Below are 23,569 nucleotides of genomic sequence, written 5' to 3' on the forward strand. Positions count from 1 at the left end.
GAAGCTAAATCGATTTTTGCAGGAAAGGAAGTTGAGACTTCATGCTACTTACTACATTGGTAGTCGGTGAAACGGCTCCTAGTACCACACTAGGCACGATGATTGTTGTCAGTGGTGCATTTTTAATCTTGATGCTCTTATTAAAGAAATATGCATGGGGAGCAATCGTAGATATTTTGACACAACGTGAAGAAAAAATTGCCAACGATTTAGACTCTGCAGAACAATCTCGCGTAGCAGCAGCGAAAATGGAAAAAGAACGTCAACAACAATTACTTTCTTCCAGATCAGAAGCAGCTGAAATTATTAAAAACGCGAAAGAAAGTGGAGAACAGACTCGCCAAAAAACATTAAAAGAAACAACTGCGGAAGTTACTCGCCTACGCGAAAAAGCTCGGACAGATATTTCTCAAGAACGTGAAGAAGCATTGTCTTCAGTAAAAAATGAAGTGGCAGATCTTTCTCTTCAAATTGCAGCCAAAATTTTAAATAAAGAATTAACACCAGATGCACATGAAGCATTGATTGATTCTTATATTGAAAGTTTAGGTAAAGCAAATGAAACTAGATAAATATACAGTTGGTAAACGCTACGGCAAGGCTTTGTTTGAGTTGGCAGTTGAAAAGAACCAAGCTGAAGCAATTTATCAAGAATTATTGACGCTTCGCGAAGTCTATCACCAAGTACCTGGTATTGGCGATATTTTAAGTGATGATCGCTTAGAACCTTATGAAAAAGACAGCATCATGGAAAAACTAGTAACAGGTTTTAGTGAAATGATGCAAAACTTTTTGCGAGTGGTTTACGAATATCGTCGCATGTATGATCTGCTCTTGATGATTGATGAATATGAACGACGTTATGATGAGCACCAAGGACTAATTTTGGGTTCAGTGACAACAGCCATTCCTTTATCAAAAGAACAACATCAAGCAATGGAAGAAAAAGCTGCCCAATTATTAGGGTATGAACAAGCGCATTTAGTCAATTTAATTGACCCGTCAATTGTCGGCGGAGTGGTTATTGAAGCAAACCATCAAGTAATCGATGGCAGCATCCGCAAACAATTAGAACATATGCAGCAGAAGTTATTAAAATAATCTTTAGGACTACAAAGAGGTGAATTGAATGGCTATCAAAGCAGAAGAAATCAGTGCCTTGATTAAAGAACAAATCGAAAACTATCAACAACAGCTTGCTGTTGAAGAAGTTGGAACAGTCACTTACGTCGGTGACGGAATTGCCCGCGCCCACGGTTTAGAAAATGCCATGAGTGGAGAACTTGTTGAGTTTTCAAACGGTTCATACGGAATGGCACAAAACTTAGAAACAAATGATGTAGGGATTATTATCCTTGGCGATTTTGAAACCATTCGTGAAGGAGATAAAGTACAACGCACAGGCAAAATCATGGAAGTACCCGTTGGGGAAGCTTTGATTGGCCGTGTTGTTAATCCATTAGGTCAACCATTAGATGGTTTAGGCGAAATTAAAACAGACAAAACACGTCCTGTGGAAGCAACAGCTCCCGGTGTTATGCAACGTCAATCTGTTGCTGAACCAATGCAAACTGGCTTAAAAGCCATTGATGCCCTAGTACCAATTGGTCGTGGACAACGGGAATTAGTTATTGGAGACCGTAAAACAGGGAAAACATCGATTGCAATTGATACAATTATTAACCAAAAAGGACAAGATGTAATTTGTATTTATGTAGCGATTGGTCAAAAAGAATCTACTGTTCGTAACCAAGTAGAAACACTTCGTAAATTTGGTGCCTTAGATTATACAATCGTTGTGACTGCAGGAGCTTCGCAACCAGCACCATTACTTTACATTGCACCATATGCAGGAACTGCAATGGGTGAAGAATTCATGTATAACGGCAAACATGTCTTAATTATTTTTGATGACTTATCAAAACAAGCCGTGGCTTATCGTGAACTTTCTTTACTATTACGCCGTCCACCAGGTCGTGAAGCTTATCCAGGGGATGTCTTCTATTTACACTCACGTTTGTTAGAACGTGCAGCTAAATTAAGTGATGAATTAGGTGGCGGTTCAATGACAGCCTTACCATTCGTTGAAACACAAGCAGGCGATATTTCTGCTTATATTCCAACAAACGTTATTTCAATCACTGATGGACAAATTTTCTTAGAAAGCGACTTGTTCTATGCAGGCACTCGTCCAGCCGTTGATGCTGGGTTATCTGTTTCTCGTGTCGGAGGATCAGCGCAAATCAAAGCAATGAAAAAAGTTGCCGGAACGCTTCGTTTAGACTTAGCTAGTTACCGTGAGTTAGAAGCCTTTACACAATTTGGCTCTGATTTAGATGCGGCAACACAAGCTAAATTAAACCGTGGTCGTCGTACGGTAGAAATTTTAAAACAAAAACTACATGCGCCACTGCCTGTAGAAAAACAAGTCTTAATTTTATATGCGTTAACACACGGCTTTTTAGATAGCGTGAGCGTAGATAAAATTTTACACTTTGAACAAGATTTATTCGATTATTTTGATGGTAAACATGCAGACTTATTGGAAACTATTCGTACAACGAAAGACTTACCAGATACTGATGCATTAGATGCAGCGATTACAGAGTTTTCTGAAATGTTTGCAGCGGCAAACAATAGCGGAGATTCAGCCAAAGAAGCTTTAGAAAAAATCGATAACGCATAAGAGAGGTGAGCGACATTGGGTGCTTCATTAAACGAAATCAAACAACGCATTGCATCAACAAAAAAGACAAGCCAAATTACCAAAGCGATGCAAATGGTTTCTGCAGCCAAATTGACCAAGTCAGAAGGCGCCTCTAAAAGCTTTCAAGAATATTCTTCAAAAATTCGTAGTGTCGTTACGCATTTAGTAGCTGCTCAGTTAAGTGAATTACGTGAAACAGAACAATCTTCTCTTAGTGAAGGGAACTATCATGTGATGTTAGCACAACGACCTGTCAAAAAAACAGGCTATATCGTTATCACTTCTGACAAAGGGTTAGTTGGTGGCTACAATAGCTCAATCTTAAAACAAACCATGAGTATGATTCAAGAAGACCACGATTCTAATAAAGAATATGCCTTAATCGCCATTGGTGGTACAGGGGCGGATTTCTTTAAAGCACGCGGAATCGATGTTTCCTATGAGCTAAGAGGCTTAACGGATCAACCAACGTTTGAAGAAGTCCGTAAGATTGTGACAACGGCAACGACTATGTACCAAAACGAAGTGTTTGATGAATTGTATGTTTGTTATAATCACCACGTTAACTCACTAACGAGTCAGTTTCGTGTGGAAAAAATGTTGCCAATTACTGATTTAGATCCATCAGAGGCGACCTCTTACGAACAAGAATATCTTTTAGAGCCTTCACCTGAAGCAATCTTGGATCAATTATTACCACAATATGCAGAAAGCTTAATTTATGGGGCGATCATTGATGCGAAAACAGCAGAACATGCTGCTGGGATGACCGCCATGAAAACAGCCACTGACAATGCGCAAAATATTATTAGCGATTTAACAATTTCTTATAACCGTGCTCGTCAAGGGGCGATTACCCAAGAAATTACAGAAATTGTTGCTGGTGCAGCTGCACTAGAATAATCTAGTCTTACGTTTGAACGTTTATAAAAACGTTCAAAGCGTGTGACTTTATGAAGACTGGAGGAAAGAAATTATGAGTTCAGGAAAGATTGTTCAAGTAATCGGTCCCGTTGTTGACGTGGAATTTTCATTAGATCAATCCTTACCCGATATTAACAACGCTTTAGTCGTTTATAAAAATGGCGAAGCAAAACAAAAAGTAGTACTTGAAGTCGCTTTAGAACTAGGTGATGGAGTGATTCGTTCTATCGCCATGGAATCGACAGATGGTTTACAACGTGGAATGGAAGTTATCGATACAGGAAAATCAATTTCAGTTCCTGTTGGTAAAGATACATTGGGTCGTGTGTTTAACGTTTTAGGAGACACAATTGACTTAGAAGCGCCATTCCCTGCAGATGCTGAACGTAGTGGGATTCATAAAAAAGCGCCAGCATTTGATGAATTAAGTACCAGTAATGAAATTTTAGAAACAGGGATTAAAGTTATTGACTTATTAGCACCTTATCTAAAAGGTGGTAAAGTCGGACTTTTCGGTGGTGCCGGTGTTGGTAAAACCGTCTTAATTCAAGAATTAATTCATAATATTGCCCAAGAACATGGAGGGATTTCCGTCTTTACTGGTGTTGGTGAACGGACACGTGAAGGGAACGACCTGTACTATGAAATGAAAGATTCAGGCGTTATTGAAAAAACAGCCATGGTTTTTGGTCAAATGAACGAACCACCAGGTGCACGGATGCGTGTGGCCTTAACTGGGTTAACGATTGCTGAATATTTCCGTGATGTGGAAGGACAAGACGTGCTATTATTTATTGATAACATTTTCCGTTTCACCCAAGCCGGTTCAGAAGTTTCTGCCCTTTTAGGTCGGATGCCGTCAGCCGTTGGTTACCAACCAACCTTAGCGACTGAAATGGGACAATTACAAGAACGGATTACTTCAACGAAAAAAGGATCAATTACCTCTATTCAAGCAATCTATGTTCCAGCCGATGACTATACCGATCCAGCGCCAGCAACAGCGTTTGCCCATTTGGATGCAACAACTAACTTGGAACGTAAATTAACCGAACAAGGGATTTATCCAGCGGTAGATCCGTTAGCTTCATCTTCTAGTGCCTTGGCTCCTGAAATTGTTGGAGAAGAACACTACGAAGTGGCTACCGAAGTGCAACATATTTTACAACGTTACCGTGAATTACAAGATATCATCGCTATTTTAGGGATGGACGAATTATCAGATGACGAAAAAGTACTTGTTGGTCGCGCACGCCGTGTTCAATTCTTCTTATCTCAAAACTTTAACGTTGCTGAACAATTTACAGGTCAACCTGGTTCTTATGTACCAGTTGCGGAAACAGTTCGTGGCTTTAAAGAAATTCTTGAAGGTAAACATGATAATCTGCCAGAAGAAGCCTTCCGTAGTGTCGGTAAAATTGAAGATGCCATCGAAAAAGCGAAACAATTAAACTACTAGAAAGGCGGCAAACACAATGGATAGTCTTACTGTGAATGTAGTAACGCCTAATGGTCTAGTTTATGACCACCATGCAAAAATCGTTGTGGCGAAAACAACAGATGGTGAAATTGGTATTTTACCAAAACATGCGCCAATCATCGTTCCGCTAGCGATTGATGAAGTCCGCATCAAACGGACCGATTCAGATACACATGTTGACTGGGTAGCTGTAAATGGTGGTATCATGGAAGTCCGTGATAATGTCGTTTCTATTATTGCCGATAGTGCTGAACGTGAACGAGATATCGATGTACCTCGTGCTGAACGAGCAAAACAACGAGCAGAACGTTTAATTGAAGAAGCCAAAGCAAAAGACGACCGCGATCAACTACGTCGTGCGACTGTTGCTTTGCATCGTGCAATCAACCGGATCAACGTATCGAAACATGGGTAAAAAAGGCTGAAGGATTCAGTCACTTTTGTAGAGTTTAAGGCGCTTGCTATTGAGTCAGGTGCCTTAAACTCTATTTCTTCGTATTTTTTAATAAATAGTGTCAAATTTTGGCATTTCAAGTGGATTAATTATCGGTTTTTATTATTTTGTGATAAAATGTTCCTACGTTAGAAAAAAGGAGGCTCCTTATGCAATACTATGGAGTAGATGCTATTGTTCGAATCGTTAGTCATCTTATGTTCATTTACATAAGTTTTTGGGCGTTGCAATCATTGCGTATTGAGCAATTTTTCAAAACCCAATTTACACCGCAAATTAGAATGTTGATGGTATTTTTCGCCATCGCTATCGGATACACAGTTAGCTCGTTTGCTTTAGAATTGATTGCGCTTTGTCGAAATCTTTTCATTGTGTATTTTCCTTAAAAATTGAAAAATAAAAAAAGGTACAATTTTTAGTTGAATAATGGTATAATAGTAAAGATTTTGAATAGGAATACCTATTCTCATTTTTTTGGGGGGAACAAAATGGAACAAATTATTGTTCATGGTGGTAATACAAAATTAGAAGGAACTGTAAAAATTGAAGGCGCCAAAAACGCTGTTTTACCAATTTTAGCAGCTACTCTTTTAGCTGAAGAAGGCGTTACTACTTTAAAAAATGTACCAATTTTATCTGATGTATTTACAATGAATCAAGTAATTAAGCATTTGAATGTAGCCATTGATTTTGATGAAGACGCGAATGAAGTAACAATAGACGCAACACAACCTTTAGGGATCGAAGCAAACTATGAGTACGTTAGTAAAATGCGTGCTTCTATCGTTGTAATGGGACCTTTATTGGCTCGTAATGGCCATGCCAAAGTGGCAATGCCAGGTGGCTGTGCCATTGGCAAACGACCAATTGATTTACACTTAAAAGGCTTCCAAGCATTAGGTGCAAAAATCATCCAAAAAAATGGTTATATTGAAGCAATTGCGGATGAACTAATCGGTAACACTATTTACTTAGACTTCCCAAGTGTCGGCGCTACGCAAAATATTATGATGGCTGCTGTTCGTGCGAAAGGAACAACCATCATTGAAAACGTTGCTCGTGAACCTGAAATCGTTGACTTAGCAAACATTTTAAACAAAATGGGGGCCAATGTTATCGGTGCTGGGACAGAAACGATGCGTATCGAAGGCGTCGATAAATTACATGCCGTAGAGCATTCAATCGTTCAAGATCGAATTGAAGCAGGTACGTTCATGGTAGCTGCAGCAATGACTGAGGGCAATGTTTTAATTGAAGAAGCAATTTCTGAACATAATCGTCCGCTAATTTCTAAATTAACTGAAATGGGTGCAATCATTGAAGAAGAAGAAAACGGCATCCGTGTAATTGGACCAAAACATCTAAAACCAACAGATGTTAAGACAATGCCGCATCCTGGTTTCCCAACAGACATGCAAGCGCAAATGACAGCGATCCAAATGTTTGCTGAAGGAACAAGCATCGTGACAGAAACAGTCTTTGAAAATCGTTACCAACACTTAGAGGAAATGCGTCGAATGAACGCTGACTTAAAAATTGATGGCAACATCGCCGTTATTAATGGTGGCAACGAGTTACAAGGAGCAGCAGTGGAAGCCACTGATTTACGGGCAGCTGCCGCATTGATTTTAGTAGGGTTACGTGCAAATGGCATTACACGTGTCTCTAATTTGAAATATTTAGATCGTGGCTATTATGAGTTCCATAAAAAACTTCAAAAATTAGGCGCGAACGTTGAACGCGTCAATGATGAAAAAATTGAAGAAAAACAAGCAACGACAGTAATCTAAAGGAGTCAAACGTATGAGTTCATTTCGTTATATTTTAGTAACATTATTGAAAATTCTAGTGGTCATTTCGTTAGTCATTATCTTATTTGTTGTGGGAACAATGATTGGTTATGGTTTGATTGGAAATGGGAATCCGATGGATGTCTTTGATGAAAAAATTTGGACTCATATTATGAACTTCTTTAAATAAAAACTTATTTTAAGGCGGTGAACAAAAGTCAATTGACGATTGTTCATCGCCTTTTCTTTTTCCTGAATATCTATTTTATTCTATGCTATAATAATAGAAGTAAGATAATGAAGGAGTGGGATGGAAGATGCAAGCAACCGTAACAGAAATAGGCAAACATGCAATCGATGATTCAGAAAAAATGATTATTCTTTTTGGTGAAACTGCTACCGATACCTTGAAGCAACATGCAGTTATTCAATCATTCCCAGAAAAAGACCAAGTTACCTTGGCAGAAGGAGATCATCTGAAAATTGGCGATACAAACTATACAATTACAAAAGTGGGTTCTTTTGCCAATAGTAACTTGCAAAGTATCGCTCACAGCACTTTAATCTTTGCTGATGCACCAACCGATGAGGATGATGTTATCCGAAATGGTGTTTATTTAACGCCCCATCAGTTACCAAAGATAACGATTGGAACAACAATTGATTATTTAGTAAATGGAGCGTGAATCAATGGATAAAAAACAAACGACTGATAAACGCCTGTCTTGGTTTTGGCGTTGGTTTTTAAATAATCAAGTAGTAACAGCCTTACTGATTGTCTTATTGGTGCTGTTAATTATTCTAACTTTTACGAAAGTTTCTTATTTATTTAAGCCCGTCTGGCAGTTTTTCGGCGTTGTCGGCTTACCAGTAATTATGGCGGGGATTTTATATTATTTATTAAATCCAATTGTCGATTATTTAGAGAAAAAACAAATCTCACGTGTCTGGAGTATTATCGGCCTATTTATTTTAATTGTGGCACTACTCATTTGGGGTGGTATTGTAATCGTTCCTAAAATTCGTGAGCAATCTGTCAGCTTTGTGAATCATTTTCCTCAATATATTGATACAATTGATCAAAAATCGCAGGAAATATTAAGTGATCCACTTTTCGCACAATTTAGAGAACAACTTGAAGCGGCAGGCGATAAAGTTGTCAGTTCGTTAGGTACTATTATTAAAAACGTCTCAACGTTCACAGTACAAGGAATTGGTAATTTCTTTGGGGCGGTGGCTACGATCTTTGTCGCCATCATTACGATGCCCTTTATTCTATTTTATTTACTGAAAGATGGCAAAAACTTAGCGCCATATTTAATGAAGTTTTTACCAGTGAAGATGCGTAAACCAACCTTAAAAGTTCTTGCAGAAGTCAATGATCAAGTCTCTTCTTATATTAGAGGACAATTAACTGTCGCTTTCGCAGTGGCAATTATGTTTATGATTGGTTTTTCTGTCATTGGCTTAGATTATGCAGTCACTTTAGGTATTGCAGCAGGCTTTTTAAATTTAATCCCTTATTTAGGGTCATTTTTAGCCATGATTCCAGCAGTCTTTTTAGGAATTGTCAGTGGGCCAGCTTTGTTAATTAAAGTCTTGATTGTTTTTGCCATTGAGCAAACGGTCGAAGGTCGGTTTATTTCACCACTTGTCCTAGGCAGTCAGTTATCCATTCATCCAGTCACCATTTTGGTTGTTTTATTAACGTCTGGTAAACTATTTGGGATTGTCGGGGTGATTTTAGGAATTCCTGTTTATGCCGCAGCTAAGGTGATAATTACACACATTTTTGAGTGGTACCAAATTGTTTCCGGTTTGTATGATGAAGATAAGCCAGATCAACAAGAATCTACGTAACAAAAGAGACAAGCAGTGAACGAACTGCTTGTCTCTTTTTGATGTAAATCACTCGGAAAATTTAGAATGTTTTACCGTATTCAGTTGCTTTGGTCATGGCAGTATTTAAAAGTTCTTCCGCACGATCAGGGAAATGATCGATTCCTTCGATGAATAATCCGTCGACTTGATCAACACCAATAAAGTTTAGAATCGCTTTAATGTATTGAGAAGCAAAATCTTTTCCTTCGTAGAAGCCGCCATTTGATTGGATGTGTAAGGCTTTTTTACCACTTGTTAGAGGTTTTGGTCCTTCTGCAGTATATTGGAATGTTTTTCCAGCAACGTTGATTGTATCTACCCAAGCTTTTAAGCGTGTCGGTACGTTTAAGTTCCACATTGGATTAGCAATTACTACTTTGTCTGCAGATAAAAATTGATCAGTTAATTCATTAAAACGAGCCACTTTTTGTTGTTGGTTTTCGCTTAATGTTTCAAACGCTGCGCCAGCGCGAAGTGCACCCCAAGCAGATAATAATTCTTCATCGATTTCCGGCATGTTTGTTTCTGGTGCATAAACATCTAAAATTTCGATTTCGTCTGATGGATTTGTTTCACGGTATGAAGCTAAAAATGTTTCTAACGCACGAACTGAGCGTGATTCTTCTTTTGTTAATGGATGTGCTTTAACAACTAATAATTTTGACATTGTGTAATCTCCTTAAAATAAATAGTTTAAAAATTCAACATCTCTATTTTACTAATAAAAAGTAAGAGAAAGCAAGTCTTTTTTTTACTTTTAGTAAACTTTTTTTTAAAATGGATCAACAGAGTAAAAAATAAATAAAAATATTTTTTTGGAAAGGCTTGCATATTAAAAAAAAGCATGCTATTATTACTTTGTAAATAAGGATTGTTACTGCTTTGCAGGCAAAACCAGAGTCTTCCATTAACACAATCAGTGGAGGGATTCTGGGCTTTTTTTATAAAAAAGTGAGGTTGCATTCATCATGAGGATTGAAAAAGTTTTAAATAATAATGTCGTGCTTTCAAGAAATGAGCAAGGCGAAGAAATTGTTTATATGGGACGCGGCTTAGCCTTTCAAAAGAAGATTGGAGACACGATCAATCCAGATTATGTTGAAAAGGAATTCGTGTTAAAGGACTCCGCTATGGCAGGACAATTCCAGCAGCTGTTTGAAGACGTCCCCACCAAAGAAGTAGAAGTCGTCAAACAAATCGTTGATTTAGCAGAAACAACGCTAGCGATTGAGCTTTCATCAAATATTTATTTAACTTTAACGGATCATATTCACTATGCGTTACTTCGAGCCAAAGAAGGAATTGATATTCCGAATCCTCTTGTATTCGAAACACGCAAATTTTATCCTAAAGAATTTGAAATCGCAAAGCAAGCATTAGCGATTATTGCTGAAAAGCTAGGGGTTCAATTTTCAGAAAATGAAGCGGGCTTCATTGCTTTTCATATTGTGAATGCTGAACAAGGAAATGGCAATATGGAAGTTACCATGGAAGCAACCAAGATGGTTCGTGATATTTTAACGATTATTAGTCGCTACTTTGGACAGGTGTTTGATGAAGATTCATTGAACTATCAACGAATTGTTACACATCTTCAATATTTTGCGCAACGTTATTTAAAACAAGAAGCGCATGATGAGGAGGACGAATTTCTTTTTGCATTGGTCCAAGGAAAGTATCCTAAGGCGTTTCAAGCGGTCCAACGTATTAATGAGTATTTATTAAAAAGCTATGATCGACCAATTGATCAAGCGGAAATGATTTATTTAACCATTCATATCCAAAGAGTGGTCAATGATAAAAAAGCATAACAACCAATAATCGCGGATTGTTACTGATAATGCAGGCAAAACCTAGATTGAAAAACCGATAATGATTTTCGCAGACTGCGCAGCTGTGAAGAGAAGGATCTGGCTCTTTTTCAATGTAGGTTTTTTTGATATTAAAAATTAATGGAAATGAGGATCTAGAGATGAGTAAAAATCAAGAAATTGCAGCACGTGTGTTAAAAGCTGTTGGGGGCGAAGGCAACGTTAATAGTGTTGTTCACTGTGCTACGCGCTTACGTTTTAAATTAAAAGATGAAAATAAAGCAGATACAGCTGCATTGAATGCTGACCCAGATGTTATTCAGGTAGTTCAAAGTGCAGGACAATATCAAGTGGTTATTGGCAGTCACGTTAGTGATGTCTATAAGGATTTGATGGCCAACAGTGGACTAGGTAATGATTCTGATAATAGAGAAAAAGAAAGTGGCGGAAATATTTTTAACCGTTTAATTGATATTATTTCTTCTATTTTTACACCGTTTTTAGGTGCAATGGCCGGCGCTGGGGTTCTAAAAGGCTTCTTAACATTAGCTGTAACTATGGGCTGGTTAGCTGACACTTCAGGCGTATATCTTGTTCTCTTTTCGATTGCAGATGGCTTATTTACTTTCTTACCAATTATGTTAGCGTTTACGGCTGCTAAAAAATTCAATACTAATCCCTTTTTAGCGGTTGCTTTGGCGATGGCCTTAGTTCATCCCAGCATTACTGCTTTAGCAGGCAAAACAATTAGCTTTGCTGGTCTTCCAGTGATTATTGGGCCAAGTGGCTATACTTCTTCGGTTTTACCAATTATTTTGGCTGTTTTTGCACAAAGTTATGTGGAACGTTTCTTCAAAAAAGTAATTCCGAGTTTTCTACAAATTATCTGCGTTCCGTTAGCTGTTTTCCTTATTATGGCACCTGTTACCTTCTTAGCTATTGGTCCTATCGGGACGGTCATCGGCGATTGGTTGGGACAAGGATACAACGCAATTTACGCTTTTAGTCCAATTATCTCAGGGTTATTAATGGGTTCGTTGTGGCAAGTCTTGGTAATGTTTGGTATGCATTGGGGCTTTGTACCAATTATGATGTTAAACTTAACACAAGGTGGCGATACGATGGTACCAATGTTATTACCAGCCGTTATTGCACAAGGCGGGGCTGCTTTAGCTGTCTTTTTCCTAACAAAAAATGTGAAATTAAAAGGTTTGGCTTTGTCTTCAAGTATTACGACTATTTTTGGAATTACTGAACCAACTGTATATGGCGTGACTTTACCATTGAAAAAACCATTTATTGCAGCTTGTATTGGTGGCGGTATCGGTGGTGCATTTGTGGCTATGAATCACGTGAAAAACTTTACGTTTGGCTTGGTTAGTATGTTGAGTTTACCTGGGTTTATTCCTGCAGAGACAAAAGATACTGCACCGATGATTACTGGTGCGATTGGTGCCGGAATTGCCTTTATCATTGCGTTTGTCTTAACGTTTGTCTTACGCTTTGAAGATCAACCTAATCCAGAAACAGCAACTGAAAAAACAGAAACTGATAAGATGGTGGCACCTGTAAAAACGAATCAAGAAGACAAAATTATTTTAGCAAGTCCACTTCAAGGTGAAATTTTACCGCTAGAAAAAGTACAAGATCCTGTTTTTGCGTCAGGTGCTTTAGGAAAAGGTGTTGCAATTGAGCCGACTGAAGGCAAACTGTATGCACCCGCAGATGGTGAAATCACCACATTATTTCCGACAGGACATGCTGTTGGCTTGACGACAACAGAGGGCGTTGAATTATTAATGCATATTGGCATGGATACAGTCGAATTAGATGGTAAAGGATTTGAATTATCAGTGAAACAAGGTGATTCTGTTAAAAAAGGAGATTTGCTGGTTACTTTTGATATTGCTGCCATTAAAGAAGCTGGTTATCCGGTAGTTACACCGATTGTGGTAACGAATACGAATGATTATTTAGATGTTTTGGATATGAACCAAACAGACGTGTTACATGGTGAAGACTTTTTAGCCATTATTAAATAAAAGACAATTGGAGGAGGAACAAGTATGACAACAACGACAAAATTTCCAAAAGGATTTTTATGGGGCGGTGCGACCGCAGCCAATCAATTAGAAGGGGCTTACTTAGCCGATGGTAAAGGGTTATCTGTGGCAGATGCGATGCCGGGAGGAAAACAACGTTTCGCTATTTTAGGAGATGAAGCGTTTGATTGGACGATTGACGAAACGAAATATCGCTACCCTAATCATACAGGAATTGATCACTATGATCGCTTTAAAGAGGACATTGCGTTGTTTGCTAAAATGGGCTTCAAATGTTATCGCTTTTCAATTGCGTGGTCGCGTATTTTTCCACAAGGAGATGAAACACAACCGAATGAAGCCGGCTTGAAATTTTATGATGCGGTTATCGATGAATGTTTAAGCTATAACATTGAACCAGTAATTACGATTTCTCATTATGAAATGCCACTGCATTTAGCGAAAGAATACAGCGGGTGGAAAAATCGTCAATTAGTTGACTTTTATGAACGTTTTGCGGAAACTGTTTTAACACGTTACCACCAAAAAGTTAACTATTGGATGACATTCAATGAAATTAATTCAGCTTTTCATTTCCCAGCGCTTAGTCAAGGATTGGTAAAAAGCAATGGAGCCAATGATTATCAAAACATTTTCCAAGCATGGCATAATCAATTTGTTGCAAGTAGTAAAGCTGTAAAAATTGGCCATGAATTAAATCCAGAATTACAAATTGGATGTATGATTATTTATGCCACAACGTATGGCATTGATTCGAATCCAGTCAATCAAGTTGCTACAATGATTGAAAACCAAGAGTTTAATTATTATTGTACAGATGTTCAAGTTCGTGGTGAATATCCAGCATACGCAGAACGCATGTATCAAAAATATGCTGTGAAAGACTTAGTTATTGAAGAAGGAGATTTAGAATTATTAAAAGAATACCCAGTGGATTACATTGGCTTTAGTTATTATATGTCGACTGCTGTCGATGTTACTGGTACTACCAACGATACAGCAAATGGGAATCTTTTAGGCGGCGTTAAAAATCCCTTCTTAGAAGCAAGTGAATGGGGTTGGCAAATTGATCCCGAAGGCTTACGAATCGCCCTAAATGAATTATATAATCGTTATCAAAAACCTTTATTTATTGTGGAAAACGGCTTAGGTGCAATTGATAAAGTAGACGAAAATTTCTATGTGGCAGACGACTATCGGATTGATTATTTACGTCGTCATATTGAAGCAATGGCAGAAGCAGTTGCAGACGGCGTCGATTTAATGGGCTATACGCCGTGGGGCTGTATCGATTTAGTCAGTGCTTCCACAGGTGAAATGAGTAAACGGTATGGGTTTATTTACGTTGATTTAGACGATGAAGGAAATGGTACTAAAAACCGTTATGAAAAAAAATCGTTTAATTGGTACAAACAAGTTATTGAAACTAATGGACAAAACTTAGACTAGTTATTGTAATTAAACAAAACAAGATAAGCGTAGTAGGTTGTTGCTTCTGTTTCCGCTGTTTATTAATTTTTAAGCTTGGACCAAAAATCTAAAGTGATTTTTGGCCCAAGCTCTTTTTTGTCAATTTTTCAAAATAGTGCACAATACGTTATAATAGAAACAACTGAGAGGAGCGTTTCTAATGATTAAGCAATTACAACATCCATTTTTTGTTATTATGGGTCCGAGTGGTTCTGGCAAGACCGCAATTACAAGTAAGGTTTTTCCGAAAAACTATAAAGTTATCTCGCATACTACGAGGAAAAAACGATTGGATGAAGTGGATGGCGTGGATTACTATTTTGAAACAAAAGCAAGTTTTCAAGCCTTGATTGAAACCAATCAGTTAGTGGAGTATGATTTTTACCATGGAAACTATTACGGTGTCGGTGTAGCTGCCATCGTTGAAACAACGAAAGAGCATCCAGCCTATAATGCGTTAACTTTTCCAGGCTTTCAAGCGGTCTTTGAGCGTTTCGGCGAGTCCGTCATTCCAGTTTTTTTTGACGTTTCAAAAGAAAATATTTATCAACGTTTAAAACAACGAGAATCTGATCCTAAAATTATTGAAGAACGTTTAAACCTTTATGATCAAGAAATTCTTATCAAAAACCAATTGGAACAATATCCTAATTATCAACGAATAGATGCCAATGGACCTATAAAAGAGGTCGCTGGCTTGTTACAAGAATGCATCAAACACTATTATTAATCAAGCAACTGGTGAGACAGAATCTAACATCAATTTTGTCTTGCTAGGTGCTTGATTTTTTTTGTAAAAAACTTGCATTCTGAATAGAGAGTGCTATAATGACATGGTGTCATATGACAATGTGTCATAAAAGGGAGGAACACAAATATGCCTACGAATACGTTTTTTCATTTGCCAGAAGAAAAGCAACAACGCTTATTAGATGCTGCGCAAATTGAATTTTCGCGCCATTCTTTACAAGAAGCGTCAATTGCAAATATTGTTAAATTAGCGGGAATTCCGCGCGGTAGCTTTTATCAATATTTTGAGAACAAAGAAGATTTGTATTTTTATTACTTTGCGACATTAAGAAAAAATAGTGAACGAGATTTAGAGAAACAAATTATTGCGGAAAATGGTGATTTAATCGAAGCCATGGATGTCTATTTCTCCAAAATGATTGTCGAAGTGCTAACTGGAGAGAATGCTTCTTTCTATCGGAATTTATTTGTCAACATGGACTATCGTGCTTCACGTCGGGTGACGGATAATTTAGCGACTGGGGAAGAGGAAAAAAATAGGAAACAGCACTGTCATAAGCATAGAGGAAGAAAAGGCCATGCTGCCTATGCAGAACATCTTTATCAAATAATCGATCGTTCGAAATTAACCATTGAAACGCCAAAAGAATTCACATGGTTCATGCAGACGGCGATGCATGCCGTTTTCTCAACAATTGTTGATGGGTATCGTCAACAAAGAGAAAATCCCGCCTATGATTCAACTGAAGCAGTCAAACAATTAAAAATGAAATTAAATTGGTTGAAAAATGGCGCTTATAAGTAACAAAAAGGAGGAGAAGTTAGTTGATTAAACTAGTCAAACGGATGTCGTTATGGTCGGTCTTTGCAGCGGTTTTATTTATGATCGTGCAAATTATCGCAGATTTATATCTGCCCACATTAACATCTAATATCATTAATGACGGTGTCGCTAAAGGAGATATTAACTATATTTGGAGTACAGGAGTTGTCATGTTAGGCTTTTCTTTGATTAGCATTGTCGCTTCTATTGGAAATACCTTTTTTGCCACCAAAGAATCACAAAGTTTAGGTAAAAAATTACGGACTGATATTTATCGAAAAGTTGAAAATTTTTCTAATAATGAATTTGATAAATTTGGGACAGCTTCGCTAATTACACGAACAACCAATGATGTCAATCAGATTCAAATGGTTATGCAAATGTTTTTACGTTTAATGATTAACGCACCTTTAACGTTAATTGGTGCAAGCTTTATGGCGTATAATAAGGACCCGCAATTAACGAAAATTTTTCTATATGTTTTACCAATTATGGCTGTTTTAGTGGGAGGTATCATGTTTTTAGCGGTTCCGTTATTTAAAAGCATGCAAAAGAAAACAGACCGTTTAAATTTAGTTTTTCGTGAAGGACTGACAGGGGTTCGTGTGATTCGGGCCTTTGGCAAAGCAAACTATGAAGAACAACGTTTTGATGAAGCCAATAAGGATTATACACAAACGGCGATTAAAGTGAATACGATTGTCGCTTTGATGATTCCTTTAATGACACTCATTATGAGCGGTACCAATATTGCAATCACCTGGTTTGGCGGTCATTATATTGCGGAAATGCAACTAGAAGTAGGGAACTTAATTGCCTTTATGACTTATGCCATGCAAATTCTGATGAGTTTCATGATGTTATCTATGATTTTTGTCATGGTACCGCGGGCGCAAGCTTCTGCTGATCGGATTAATGAGGTGCTAAATACTGATTCAGAAATCAAAGATGTACCCAATCCAGAACTACTCTCTCTAAAAGGCGACAAAGCAACATTGGTATTTGAACATGTTAATTATCGTTACCAGCATGCTGAAAACTTAGCACTGGAAGATATAGATTTTTCAGCAAAATCTGGGGAGACGGTCGCGATTATTGGTGGGACTGGTTCTGGGAAAACAACGCTGGTTAATCTTTTACCACGCTTTTATGATGTTGAATCTGGCAAGATTTTGCTAAATGGTAAAAACATTAAAGATACGTCACAGCATAATTTACGAGAAATGATTGGCTTTGTACCGCAAAAGGCTGTTTTATTTACAGGAACGATTCGTGAAAATATGCAATACGGCGCCCCAAATGCGACCGATGAAGAAATTTGGCAAGCCTTAGAAATTGCGCAGGCGAAGGCGTTTGTTTCAGAATTGGCAGAAGGTTTGGATAGTCATGTCGAACAAGGTGGCGGTAATTTTTCTGGCGGACAACGCCAGCGGTTGGCTATTGCTCGTGCTTTAGTAAAACCAGCAGATGTCTATGTTTTTGATGATTCCTTTTCTGCATTGGATTTCAAAACAGATGCTAATTTAAGAAAAGCCTTAAAAGAGCAGATGACGGATGCAATTGTCGTTTTAGTGGCCCAACGTGTAAGTACGGTTATGGAAGCATCGACAATTTTAGTATTAGACGAAGGGAAATTAGTTGGTAAAGGAACGCATGAAGAGTTATTAGCGAATAACCAAACGTATCAAGAAATTGTACATTCTCAATTGAGAGAGGAGGACCTTGCATGAGTAGTCGACCAAAAGGCGGACCAATGGGCGGTGGACCAGGACGCAACATTGGCGCAAAAGGGCCAAAACCAAAAAATTTCTGGAAAACAGTGAAACGTTTATTTCGATACATGTCTAAACGAATGCTGTCAATTATTGCTGTCTTAGTATTAGCAATCGCAGCCGTCGTTTTCCAAATTCAAACACCAAAAGTATTAGGACAGGCAACAACTGAAATTTTTAAAGGCGTCATGAAAGGCGCTGCTGAAATGAAACAAGGCTTAAAAATAACTTCTTTTCCAATTGATTTTGACAAAATCGGTCAAATTTTATTAATTGTTATTGCCATGTACCTTATTTCTGCTGTCTTTAATTTCTTGCAGCAAGTAATTATGACACGTGTTTCACAGCGAACAGTTTATGAATTACGTCAAGAATTAGAAGCGAAAATGAACAAAGTTCCAATTTCCTATTATGATACTCATAGTAATGGGGACATTATGTCACGGGCAATTAACGACATGGATAATATTGCGAGTACTTTACAACAAAACTTAACCCAATTAATTACCAGTATCGTGACATTTGTGGGTGTACTTTGGATGATGCTGACCATTAGCTGGCAGTTAACACTAATTGCTTTAGCAACAGTGCCATTAAGTTTAATTGTTGTGATGGTTGTGGCACCTCGCTCGCAAAAACATTTTGCGGCTCAACAAAAAAGCTTAGGATTATTGAATAACCAAGTCGAAGAAACCTACGGTGGTCACGTAGTAGTAAAAAGTTTCAACCACGAAGAAAGTGATCAAGAAGTATTTGAAAAAGAAAATGAAAAATTATATCATGCTGGTCGCAAAGCACAATTTATTTCAGCGATCATTATGCCTTTAATGAACTTTATCAAAAATCTAGGCTATGTGTTTGTTGCAGTACTTGGTGGCGTAAAAGTAGCGAATGGTATGATGGATTTAGGGGATGTCCAAGCATTTCTTCAATATACCAATCAATTTTCACAACCGATTACTCAAATCGCTAATTTAATGAATACAATCCAAGCTACGGTGGCTTCGGCAGAACGTGTCTTTGAAGTATTAGATGAAGAAGAAATGGTGGATGAACCTTCTGGCATACCAGTGGAAACAGATAGTCCTTATCGTGTTTCTTTTGAACATGTTGCTTTTGGCTATTCACCAGAGAAATTATTAATGAAAGATTTCAATTTAAATGTTAAACCTGGGGAAATGGTCGCAATCGTGGGCCCAACAGGTGCTGGAAAAACAACCCTAATTAACTTATTGGAACGCTTCTATGATATTAGTAGCGGCAGCATCAAATATGATGGCGTAGATACGCGCGATTTATCTCGCGAAGAGTTGCGAGCACACTTCTCAATGGTTCTTCAAGATACTTGGTTGTTCACTGGAAGTATCTATGACAATATTCATTATGGTAATGACCAAGCGAGCGAAGAAGAAGTGATCCGTGCGGCGAAAGCAGCCCATGTGGATGATTTTGTCAGAAAATTACCAGAAGGCTACCAAACGATTTTAAATGAAGAAGCCAGCAATATTTCTCAAGGTCAACGACAATTAATTACAATTGCTCGAGCATTCTTAGCAAATCCAGACGTTTTAATTTTGGATGAAGCCACCTCAAGTGTGGACACTCGAACAGAAATACTGATTCAAGCAGCAATGAATCGTTTATTGGAAAATCGGACCAGCTTTGTAGTTGCTCATCGCTTGTCGACTATCCGTGATGCTGATACGATTATCGTTATGGCAGAAGGTTCAATTGTGGAAACAGGAACCCACGATGAATTAATGGCAAAAAATGGTTTTTATGCTGATTTATATAACAGTCAGTTTTCAGAAGAAGTAGCCTAAAAGGCGAAGCAAAAAAATAGTAATTCATGATGAGGCTTCAGGAACCATAGTCGTAAAGACTGGTTCCTGAAGCCTTATTTTTTTGACAAAAAGTTAGCGAAATTGAAAAATTTCTATTTTCTTTTGAGAAAAACAGGATATTACTTGATGAAATAGCAAGAGATGTATAAAATGGGAGAGAAGAAAATGGAGGTAACAGAAAAAATGACTGAATTTCAATTAGAAAAAACTGCGACATTAAAAACAATTGCCATTCGTGCGAAAAAAGTTGGTGAAATGGTCGACTTTTATAAAAAAGTAATGGGTTTTGTTTTAAAGTCAGAAGAAAATAACCTGTCTATCTGGGGTACACGTGAAGCAGGAACGCAATTATTAATTTTAGAAGAAACTAGAAAAGCCGAAGATTTTCATAATGAAGAAAAGCAAATGGCTTATTTTTCAATTAAAGTTCCTACGGAAAAAGAATTTTTACAAATTGCTCAACGAGTGCTTGAACAAGACTACCCAATTGATGAAAGTTTCCAAATTGGCACACGACAAAGCATGTTCATTACTGATCTTGAAGGCAATCAATTTGAGATTTTTCACGATGAAGCAACAGCAAATTCGACTTCTGAAAAGCAACCAATTGTGCTTAAAGATCTTATCAGTGAGGACTTAGAGCCACATCAAGGGTTAGCCGCTGGCTCATATTTAGCGCATGTGCAATTAAAAACAAACAATCAAAAAGAAATAAAAGCATACTATGAGGAAGTTCTGGGTTTAAAACGCAATGAAAAAGATCAATTTGTTTTAGAAGATGGCAAAGCAACTATTGGATTCCAAAAACCTGAAACAAGTGAAGTGGATCAATTACCTGATCCACACTTAGGTTTAGATTTCTTTACCATTAAGCTCTCTGATCAAGACCATATTTTAGCAATGGAGCAACAATTAACAGCAAAAAATCAAGAGTTCTTTATTGACCAGAAAAAAGCGATTGTCACTGTGTTTGATCCAATTGGCTTGGAATGGTGGTTTGTCTTAAAATAAACGCTTAGACAGACAAAATAAGCTTGTTTTAGCAAGTCTGGAATAAAGTCGGAATAAAAGTTTAACGCTGCTTTTGTTCGGGACTTATTCTAGACTTTTCCTTTAATATTAAAAATAGTAGGTGAAAAAATGTACGAAAAAACAAAGTGGAAAATTCAAAATATGATGAAAAAAAGTGTTTTTTCGGGGGCTAGTTTTTGTTTCATTGAAGGTGAAAAAGAGGAGAGCAATTGTTGGGGACTCGCACAAGTAAAACCCACCAAAGAACAATTAACCTCGGCCATGCTGTTTGATGTGGCTTCTTTAACCAAAGTAGTCGGCACTACCACCGTTATTTTGCAATTAGTGGAAGAAGGAAAAATTATTCTAGATCAATCATTACAAACTTATTATCCCTCTTTTCAAGATTCTAATATTACAATCCGGCATTTGTTGACACATACGGCAGATTTACAAGGCTATATTCCTAATCGTGATCAGCTGAATGCCCAAGAATTAAAAGACGCCTACAATCATTCATTTCACGCAGGCAAAGCGATAGGTAAAAAAGTTGTTTATACAGATGCAGGGACTATTTTATTAGGCTTTATGTTAGAAGAAATGTTCCAGCAATCAATGATAGAAATTTTATCTGAGCGAGTATTGCTTCCTTTAGGGATGAACGAAAGTACGTTTCTACCAAAGAATCTTTTAAACTGTGTGCCAACAGAATTACATGAACAAAGAGGGTTGATTCGAGGTACAACCCATGATCCTAAGGCATTTGTTTTACGGGAACATGCAGGGAATGCTGGCTTGTTTAGCAATGTCTATGATTTAACAAAATTTGTTCGAATGTATTTAAATCGAGGCAGTTATCACAATCACCAATTCTTGAAAAAAGAGACAATTGATTTGTTACTAGTTAACCAAGTGCCAGCTGCAGATAAACCACGTTCTCTAGGCTGGGATTTTAAATATGATGTAGCTACGCAACGGCCATTATTATTCCATACAGGCTATACAGGCACTTTTTTGCTAATTGATGTGCAAAAACAATCAGCGTTTATCTTTTTATCTAATCGAGTCCATCCAGAGGACCACCGGAATACTTATATCGAAGAAAGAGATCAGTTGTTGGCAACCTATTTAAAAGAGAAATCATCAGTTTCAGATGAAATGACTAGTTTTTAGTGATATAATGAGAGCGAATTCAATTTGGGAGGTCACAGTCAATGCAAGAACCATTATTTTTACAACCTGTTTTTCAAGAAAAAATTTGGGGCGGCAATCGTCTACACACGCTATTTGGTTTCGATTTACCGAGCGATAAAATTGGTGAAGATTGGGCCATCAGTGCACATCCACATGGCGTTAGTACTGTTTTAAATGGCGAATTTAAAGGAAAAAAATTAGATGAATTGTGGGCAGACCATCAAGAGTTATTCGGCCATGCAGGTGGCGCTGTCTTTCCATTATTAACGAAAATTTTAGATGCTGAAGATGATTTATCCGTGCAAGTTCATCCTGATGATGCATATGGTCAAAAACATGAAGGCGAGCTAGGCAAAACTGAATGTTGGTACATTATTGATGCAGAACCTGGCGCTGAAATCATTTATGGACATCACGCGAAAACAAAAGAAGAACTAGCTGAAATGATTGAAGAAGGTCGTTGGGACGATCTTTTAAGAAAAGTACCAGTGAAAAAAGGCGATTTTTATTATGTACCAAGCGGCACTATTCATGCCATCGGCTCGGGTATTTTAATTTTAGAAACGCAACAAAGCAGTGATACTACGTATCGGGTTTATGATTATGATCGAACAGATGATCAAGGAAAGACCCGGGAATTGCATATTCAACAATCCATTGATGTGACAACCGTTCCGGCGAAGGATCCTGACCTCTCTATTCAACAAGAAAATCAAGGACAATCAAGCATTGTTACTTATGTAAAAACAGATTTCTTTAATGTTTATGAGTGGCGTGTCAGTGGGATTCTAAAAGTTAAAAAACAAGCACCTTATACATTAGCAACAGTTATTGAAGGTGTGGGTCGATTGATTACAGAAGATGCTGCAAAAGCAGATGTGGCTACTTTTGATTTGAAAAAAGGCGATAGCTTTATCTTTCCAACAGATATTCCGAGCTGGCGTTTTGAAGGTGATCTAACGATTATAGCTTCAGAACCTGGCAGTCGCTAAAAAAAAGAGGAGATCATCAACAGATGATTTCCTCTTTTTTTGGTATTAAAACAGTTTATTTTGTTATAAAGGAACGTTTAGGTAAGGCAGCGATAACAGCTGTGACGATGATGACTGATAGCAGACGATCCCCGTAATCTGTTATCAATTGAACCAACAGGACGCTTGCTAACTGATTGAAGCCTAAACCATATAAAAATTGGACAATTATGTTGGAGCCAGCAGAAGTAATTCCACCAAATAAACAAACTGTAATCAAGGAAGAAATCACTGTTCCTGGTATCGTTAACCACAACGTTTTAAATGGTAATTTGGTTACTTTTAACTGCTGATGAAGGAGCAAACCTGCTAAAATTCCTGTGCAGAGTTGGACAGGTGAATAATACAGAGAAAAGATATCCGTTGTCAATCCAGTTAATAGACTTGTTAAAATACCTGTCAGTGCACCAAAGAGTGGGCCTAATAACGCACCTGTAAAAATAGTTCCCACGCTATCAAGATAAATTGGTAAACGAAGGAGTAACGCAATGGTACTGCCGAGGTAATTTAAAGCAACACTAAAAGCGATAATTGTAATGATTCGTGGTGTTATTTTTTTCATGG

The 23,569-nt window shown here is 37.6% G+C and carries 23 protein-coding genes; 21 read left to right on the plus strand and 2 right to left on the minus strand.

Annotated elements, in window-relative coordinates:
* The first annotated feature begins 41 nt into the window (after nt 1–41).
* The 11 genes from atpF (at nt 42) to IGK96_RS03060 (ending at nt 9,215) form a co-directional block, all read left to right on the plus strand.
* Nucleotides 42–572, plus strand: coding sequence for a F0F1 ATP synthase subunit B (atpF, locus tag IGK96_RS03010; protein ID WP_002365031.1), 531 nt, complete (start codon nt 42–44; stop codon nt 570–572).
* Entirely contained in the window at nt 559–1,101 is a 543-nt protein-coding gene (gene atpH, locus IGK96_RS03015) for an ATP synthase F1 subunit delta (RefSeq protein WP_002356554.1), read from the plus strand. Before atpF ends, atpH begins: the two co-directional genes overlap by 14 nt.
* A 28-nt stretch (nt 1,102–1,129) precedes the next feature.
* Nucleotides 1,130–2,686: a F0F1 ATP synthase subunit alpha gene (atpA, locus tag IGK96_RS03020; protein WP_002356555.1), complete on the plus strand. Its 1,557-nt coding sequence runs from the start codon at nt 1,130–1,132 to the stop codon at nt 2,684–2,686.
* Between the two features lie 15 nt (nt 2,687–2,701).
* A complete protein-coding gene (locus IGK96_RS03025) occupies nt 2,702–3,610 on the plus strand; it encodes a F0F1 ATP synthase subunit gamma (protein WP_002359606.1) in 909 nt (302 codons plus the stop codon).
* Between the two features lie 73 nt (nt 3,611–3,683).
* Nucleotides 3,684–5,090, plus strand: a complete 1,407-nt coding sequence (atpD, locus tag IGK96_RS03030; RefSeq protein ID WP_002356558.1) for a F0F1 ATP synthase subunit beta — start codon at nt 3,684–3,686, stop codon at nt 5,088–5,090.
* A gap of 16 nt (nt 5,091–5,106) precedes the next feature.
* Complete coding sequence (locus tag IGK96_RS03035; RefSeq protein ID WP_002356559.1) at nt 5,107–5,526, plus strand: F0F1 ATP synthase subunit epsilon; 420 nt, start codon at nt 5,107–5,109, stop codon at nt 5,524–5,526.
* Between the two features lie 188 nt (nt 5,527–5,714).
* A complete protein-coding gene (locus IGK96_RS03040) occupies nt 5,715–5,951 on the plus strand; it encodes a DUF1146 family protein (RefSeq protein WP_002356560.1) in 237 nt (78 codons plus the stop codon).
* 102 nt (nt 5,952–6,053) lie between these two features.
* Nucleotides 6,054–7,355, plus strand: a complete 1,302-nt coding sequence (gene murA, locus IGK96_RS03045) for a UDP-N-acetylglucosamine 1-carboxyvinyltransferase (protein ID WP_002356562.1) — start codon at nt 6,054–6,056, stop codon at nt 7,353–7,355.
* A 13-nt stretch (nt 7,356–7,368) separates the two neighbouring features.
* Nucleotides 7,369–7,545 carry a DNA-directed RNA polymerase subunit beta gene (locus IGK96_RS03050; protein WP_002356564.1) on the plus strand — a complete coding sequence of 59 codons (177 nt, stop codon included), beginning with the start codon at nt 7,369–7,371 and terminating at the stop codon, nt 7,543–7,545.
* A gap of 127 nt (nt 7,546–7,672) precedes the next feature.
* A complete protein-coding gene (locus tag IGK96_RS03055) occupies nt 7,673–8,041 on the plus strand; it encodes a PTS glucitol/sorbitol transporter subunit IIA (protein WP_002356567.1) in 369 nt (122 codons plus the stop codon).
* A 4-nt stretch (nt 8,042–8,045) separates the two neighbouring features.
* Nucleotides 8,046–9,215: an AI-2E family transporter gene (locus IGK96_RS03060; protein ID WP_002381494.1), complete on the plus strand. Its 1,170-nt coding sequence runs from the start codon at nt 8,046–8,048 to the stop codon at nt 9,213–9,215.
* Nucleotides 9,216–9,276: 61 nt separating this feature from the next.
* Here the strand turns inward: IGK96_RS03060 and IGK96_RS03065 are convergent, their stop codons facing one another.
* A complete protein-coding gene (locus tag IGK96_RS03065) occupies nt 9,277–9,903 on the minus strand; it encodes an FMN-dependent NADH-azoreductase (protein ID WP_002367152.1) in 627 nt (208 codons plus the stop codon).
* Between the two features lie 301 nt (nt 9,904–10,204).
* Between IGK96_RS03065 and licT the strand changes: the two genes are divergently transcribed.
* The 10 genes from licT (at nt 10,205) to manA (ending at nt 22,966) form a co-directional block, all read left to right on the plus strand.
* Nucleotides 10,205–11,047 carry a BglG family transcription antiterminator LicT gene (gene licT / locus IGK96_RS03070; RefSeq protein WP_002359608.1) on the plus strand — a complete coding sequence of 281 codons (843 nt, stop codon included), beginning with the start codon at nt 10,205–10,207 and terminating at the stop codon, nt 11,045–11,047.
* A gap of 161 nt (nt 11,048–11,208) precedes the next feature.
* Nucleotides 11,209–13,089 carry a beta-glucoside-specific PTS transporter subunit IIABC gene (locus tag IGK96_RS03075; RefSeq protein WP_438755812.1) on the plus strand — a complete coding sequence of 627 codons (1,881 nt, stop codon included), beginning with the start codon at nt 11,209–11,211 and terminating at the stop codon, nt 13,087–13,089.
* Nucleotides 13,090–13,113: 24 nt separating this feature from the next.
* Complete coding sequence (locus tag IGK96_RS03080) at nt 13,114–14,559, plus strand: glycoside hydrolase family 1 protein (protein WP_113851297.1); 1,446 nt, start codon at nt 13,114–13,116, stop codon at nt 14,557–14,559.
* Nucleotides 14,560–14,740: 181 nt separating this feature from the next.
* Complete coding sequence (locus tag IGK96_RS03085; RefSeq protein WP_002387147.1) at nt 14,741–15,310, plus strand: guanylate kinase; 570 nt, start codon at nt 14,741–14,743, stop codon at nt 15,308–15,310.
* A 147-nt stretch (nt 15,311–15,457) separates the two neighbouring features.
* On the plus strand, nt 15,458–16,135 hold the full coding sequence (locus IGK96_RS03090) for a TetR/AcrR family transcriptional regulator (RefSeq protein WP_002362260.1): 678 nt from the start codon (nt 15,458–15,460) through the stop codon (nt 16,133–16,135).
* Nucleotides 16,136–16,155: 20 nt separating this feature from the next.
* Nucleotides 16,156–17,883, plus strand: a complete 1,728-nt coding sequence (locus tag IGK96_RS03095) for an ABC transporter ATP-binding protein (protein WP_071646779.1) — start codon at nt 16,156–16,158, stop codon at nt 17,881–17,883.
* Nucleotides 17,880–19,748, plus strand: a complete 1,869-nt coding sequence (locus IGK96_RS03100) for an ABC transporter ATP-binding protein (protein ID WP_002362577.1) — start codon at nt 17,880–17,882, stop codon at nt 19,746–19,748. The genes IGK96_RS03095 and IGK96_RS03100 overlap by 4 nt, the downstream gene beginning before the upstream one ends.
* Nucleotides 19,749–19,910: 162 nt before the next feature.
* On the plus strand, nt 19,911–20,780 hold the full coding sequence (locus IGK96_RS03105) for a VOC family protein (RefSeq protein ID WP_071646778.1): 870 nt from the start codon (nt 19,911–19,913) through the stop codon (nt 20,778–20,780).
* Nucleotides 20,781–20,909: 129 nt separating this feature from the next.
* Nucleotides 20,910–21,953 (plus strand): serine hydrolase domain-containing protein, encoded by a 1,044-nt coding sequence (locus tag IGK96_RS03110; protein WP_071646777.1) that lies wholly within the window; start codon nt 20,910–20,912, stop codon nt 21,951–21,953.
* 41 nt (nt 21,954–21,994) lie between these two features.
* Entirely contained in the window at nt 21,995–22,966 is a 972-nt protein-coding gene (gene manA, locus IGK96_RS03115; protein WP_002356580.1) for a mannose-6-phosphate isomerase, class I, read from the plus strand.
* A gap of 55 nt (nt 22,967–23,021) precedes the next feature.
* Here the strand turns inward: manA and IGK96_RS03120 are convergent, their stop codons facing one another.
* Nucleotides 23,022–23,567: an ECF transporter S component gene (locus IGK96_RS03120; protein WP_071646776.1), complete on the minus strand. Its 546-nt coding sequence runs from the start codon at nt 23,565–23,567 to the stop codon at nt 23,022–23,024.
* Nucleotides 23,568–23,569: the final 2 nt, after the last annotated feature.

Origin of the sequence: Enterococcus sp. DIV0682, from assembly GCF_051712685.1 — a bacterium.
Classification (GTDB): domain Bacteria; phylum Bacillota; class Bacilli; order Lactobacillales; family Enterococcaceae; genus Enterococcus; species Enterococcus faecalis.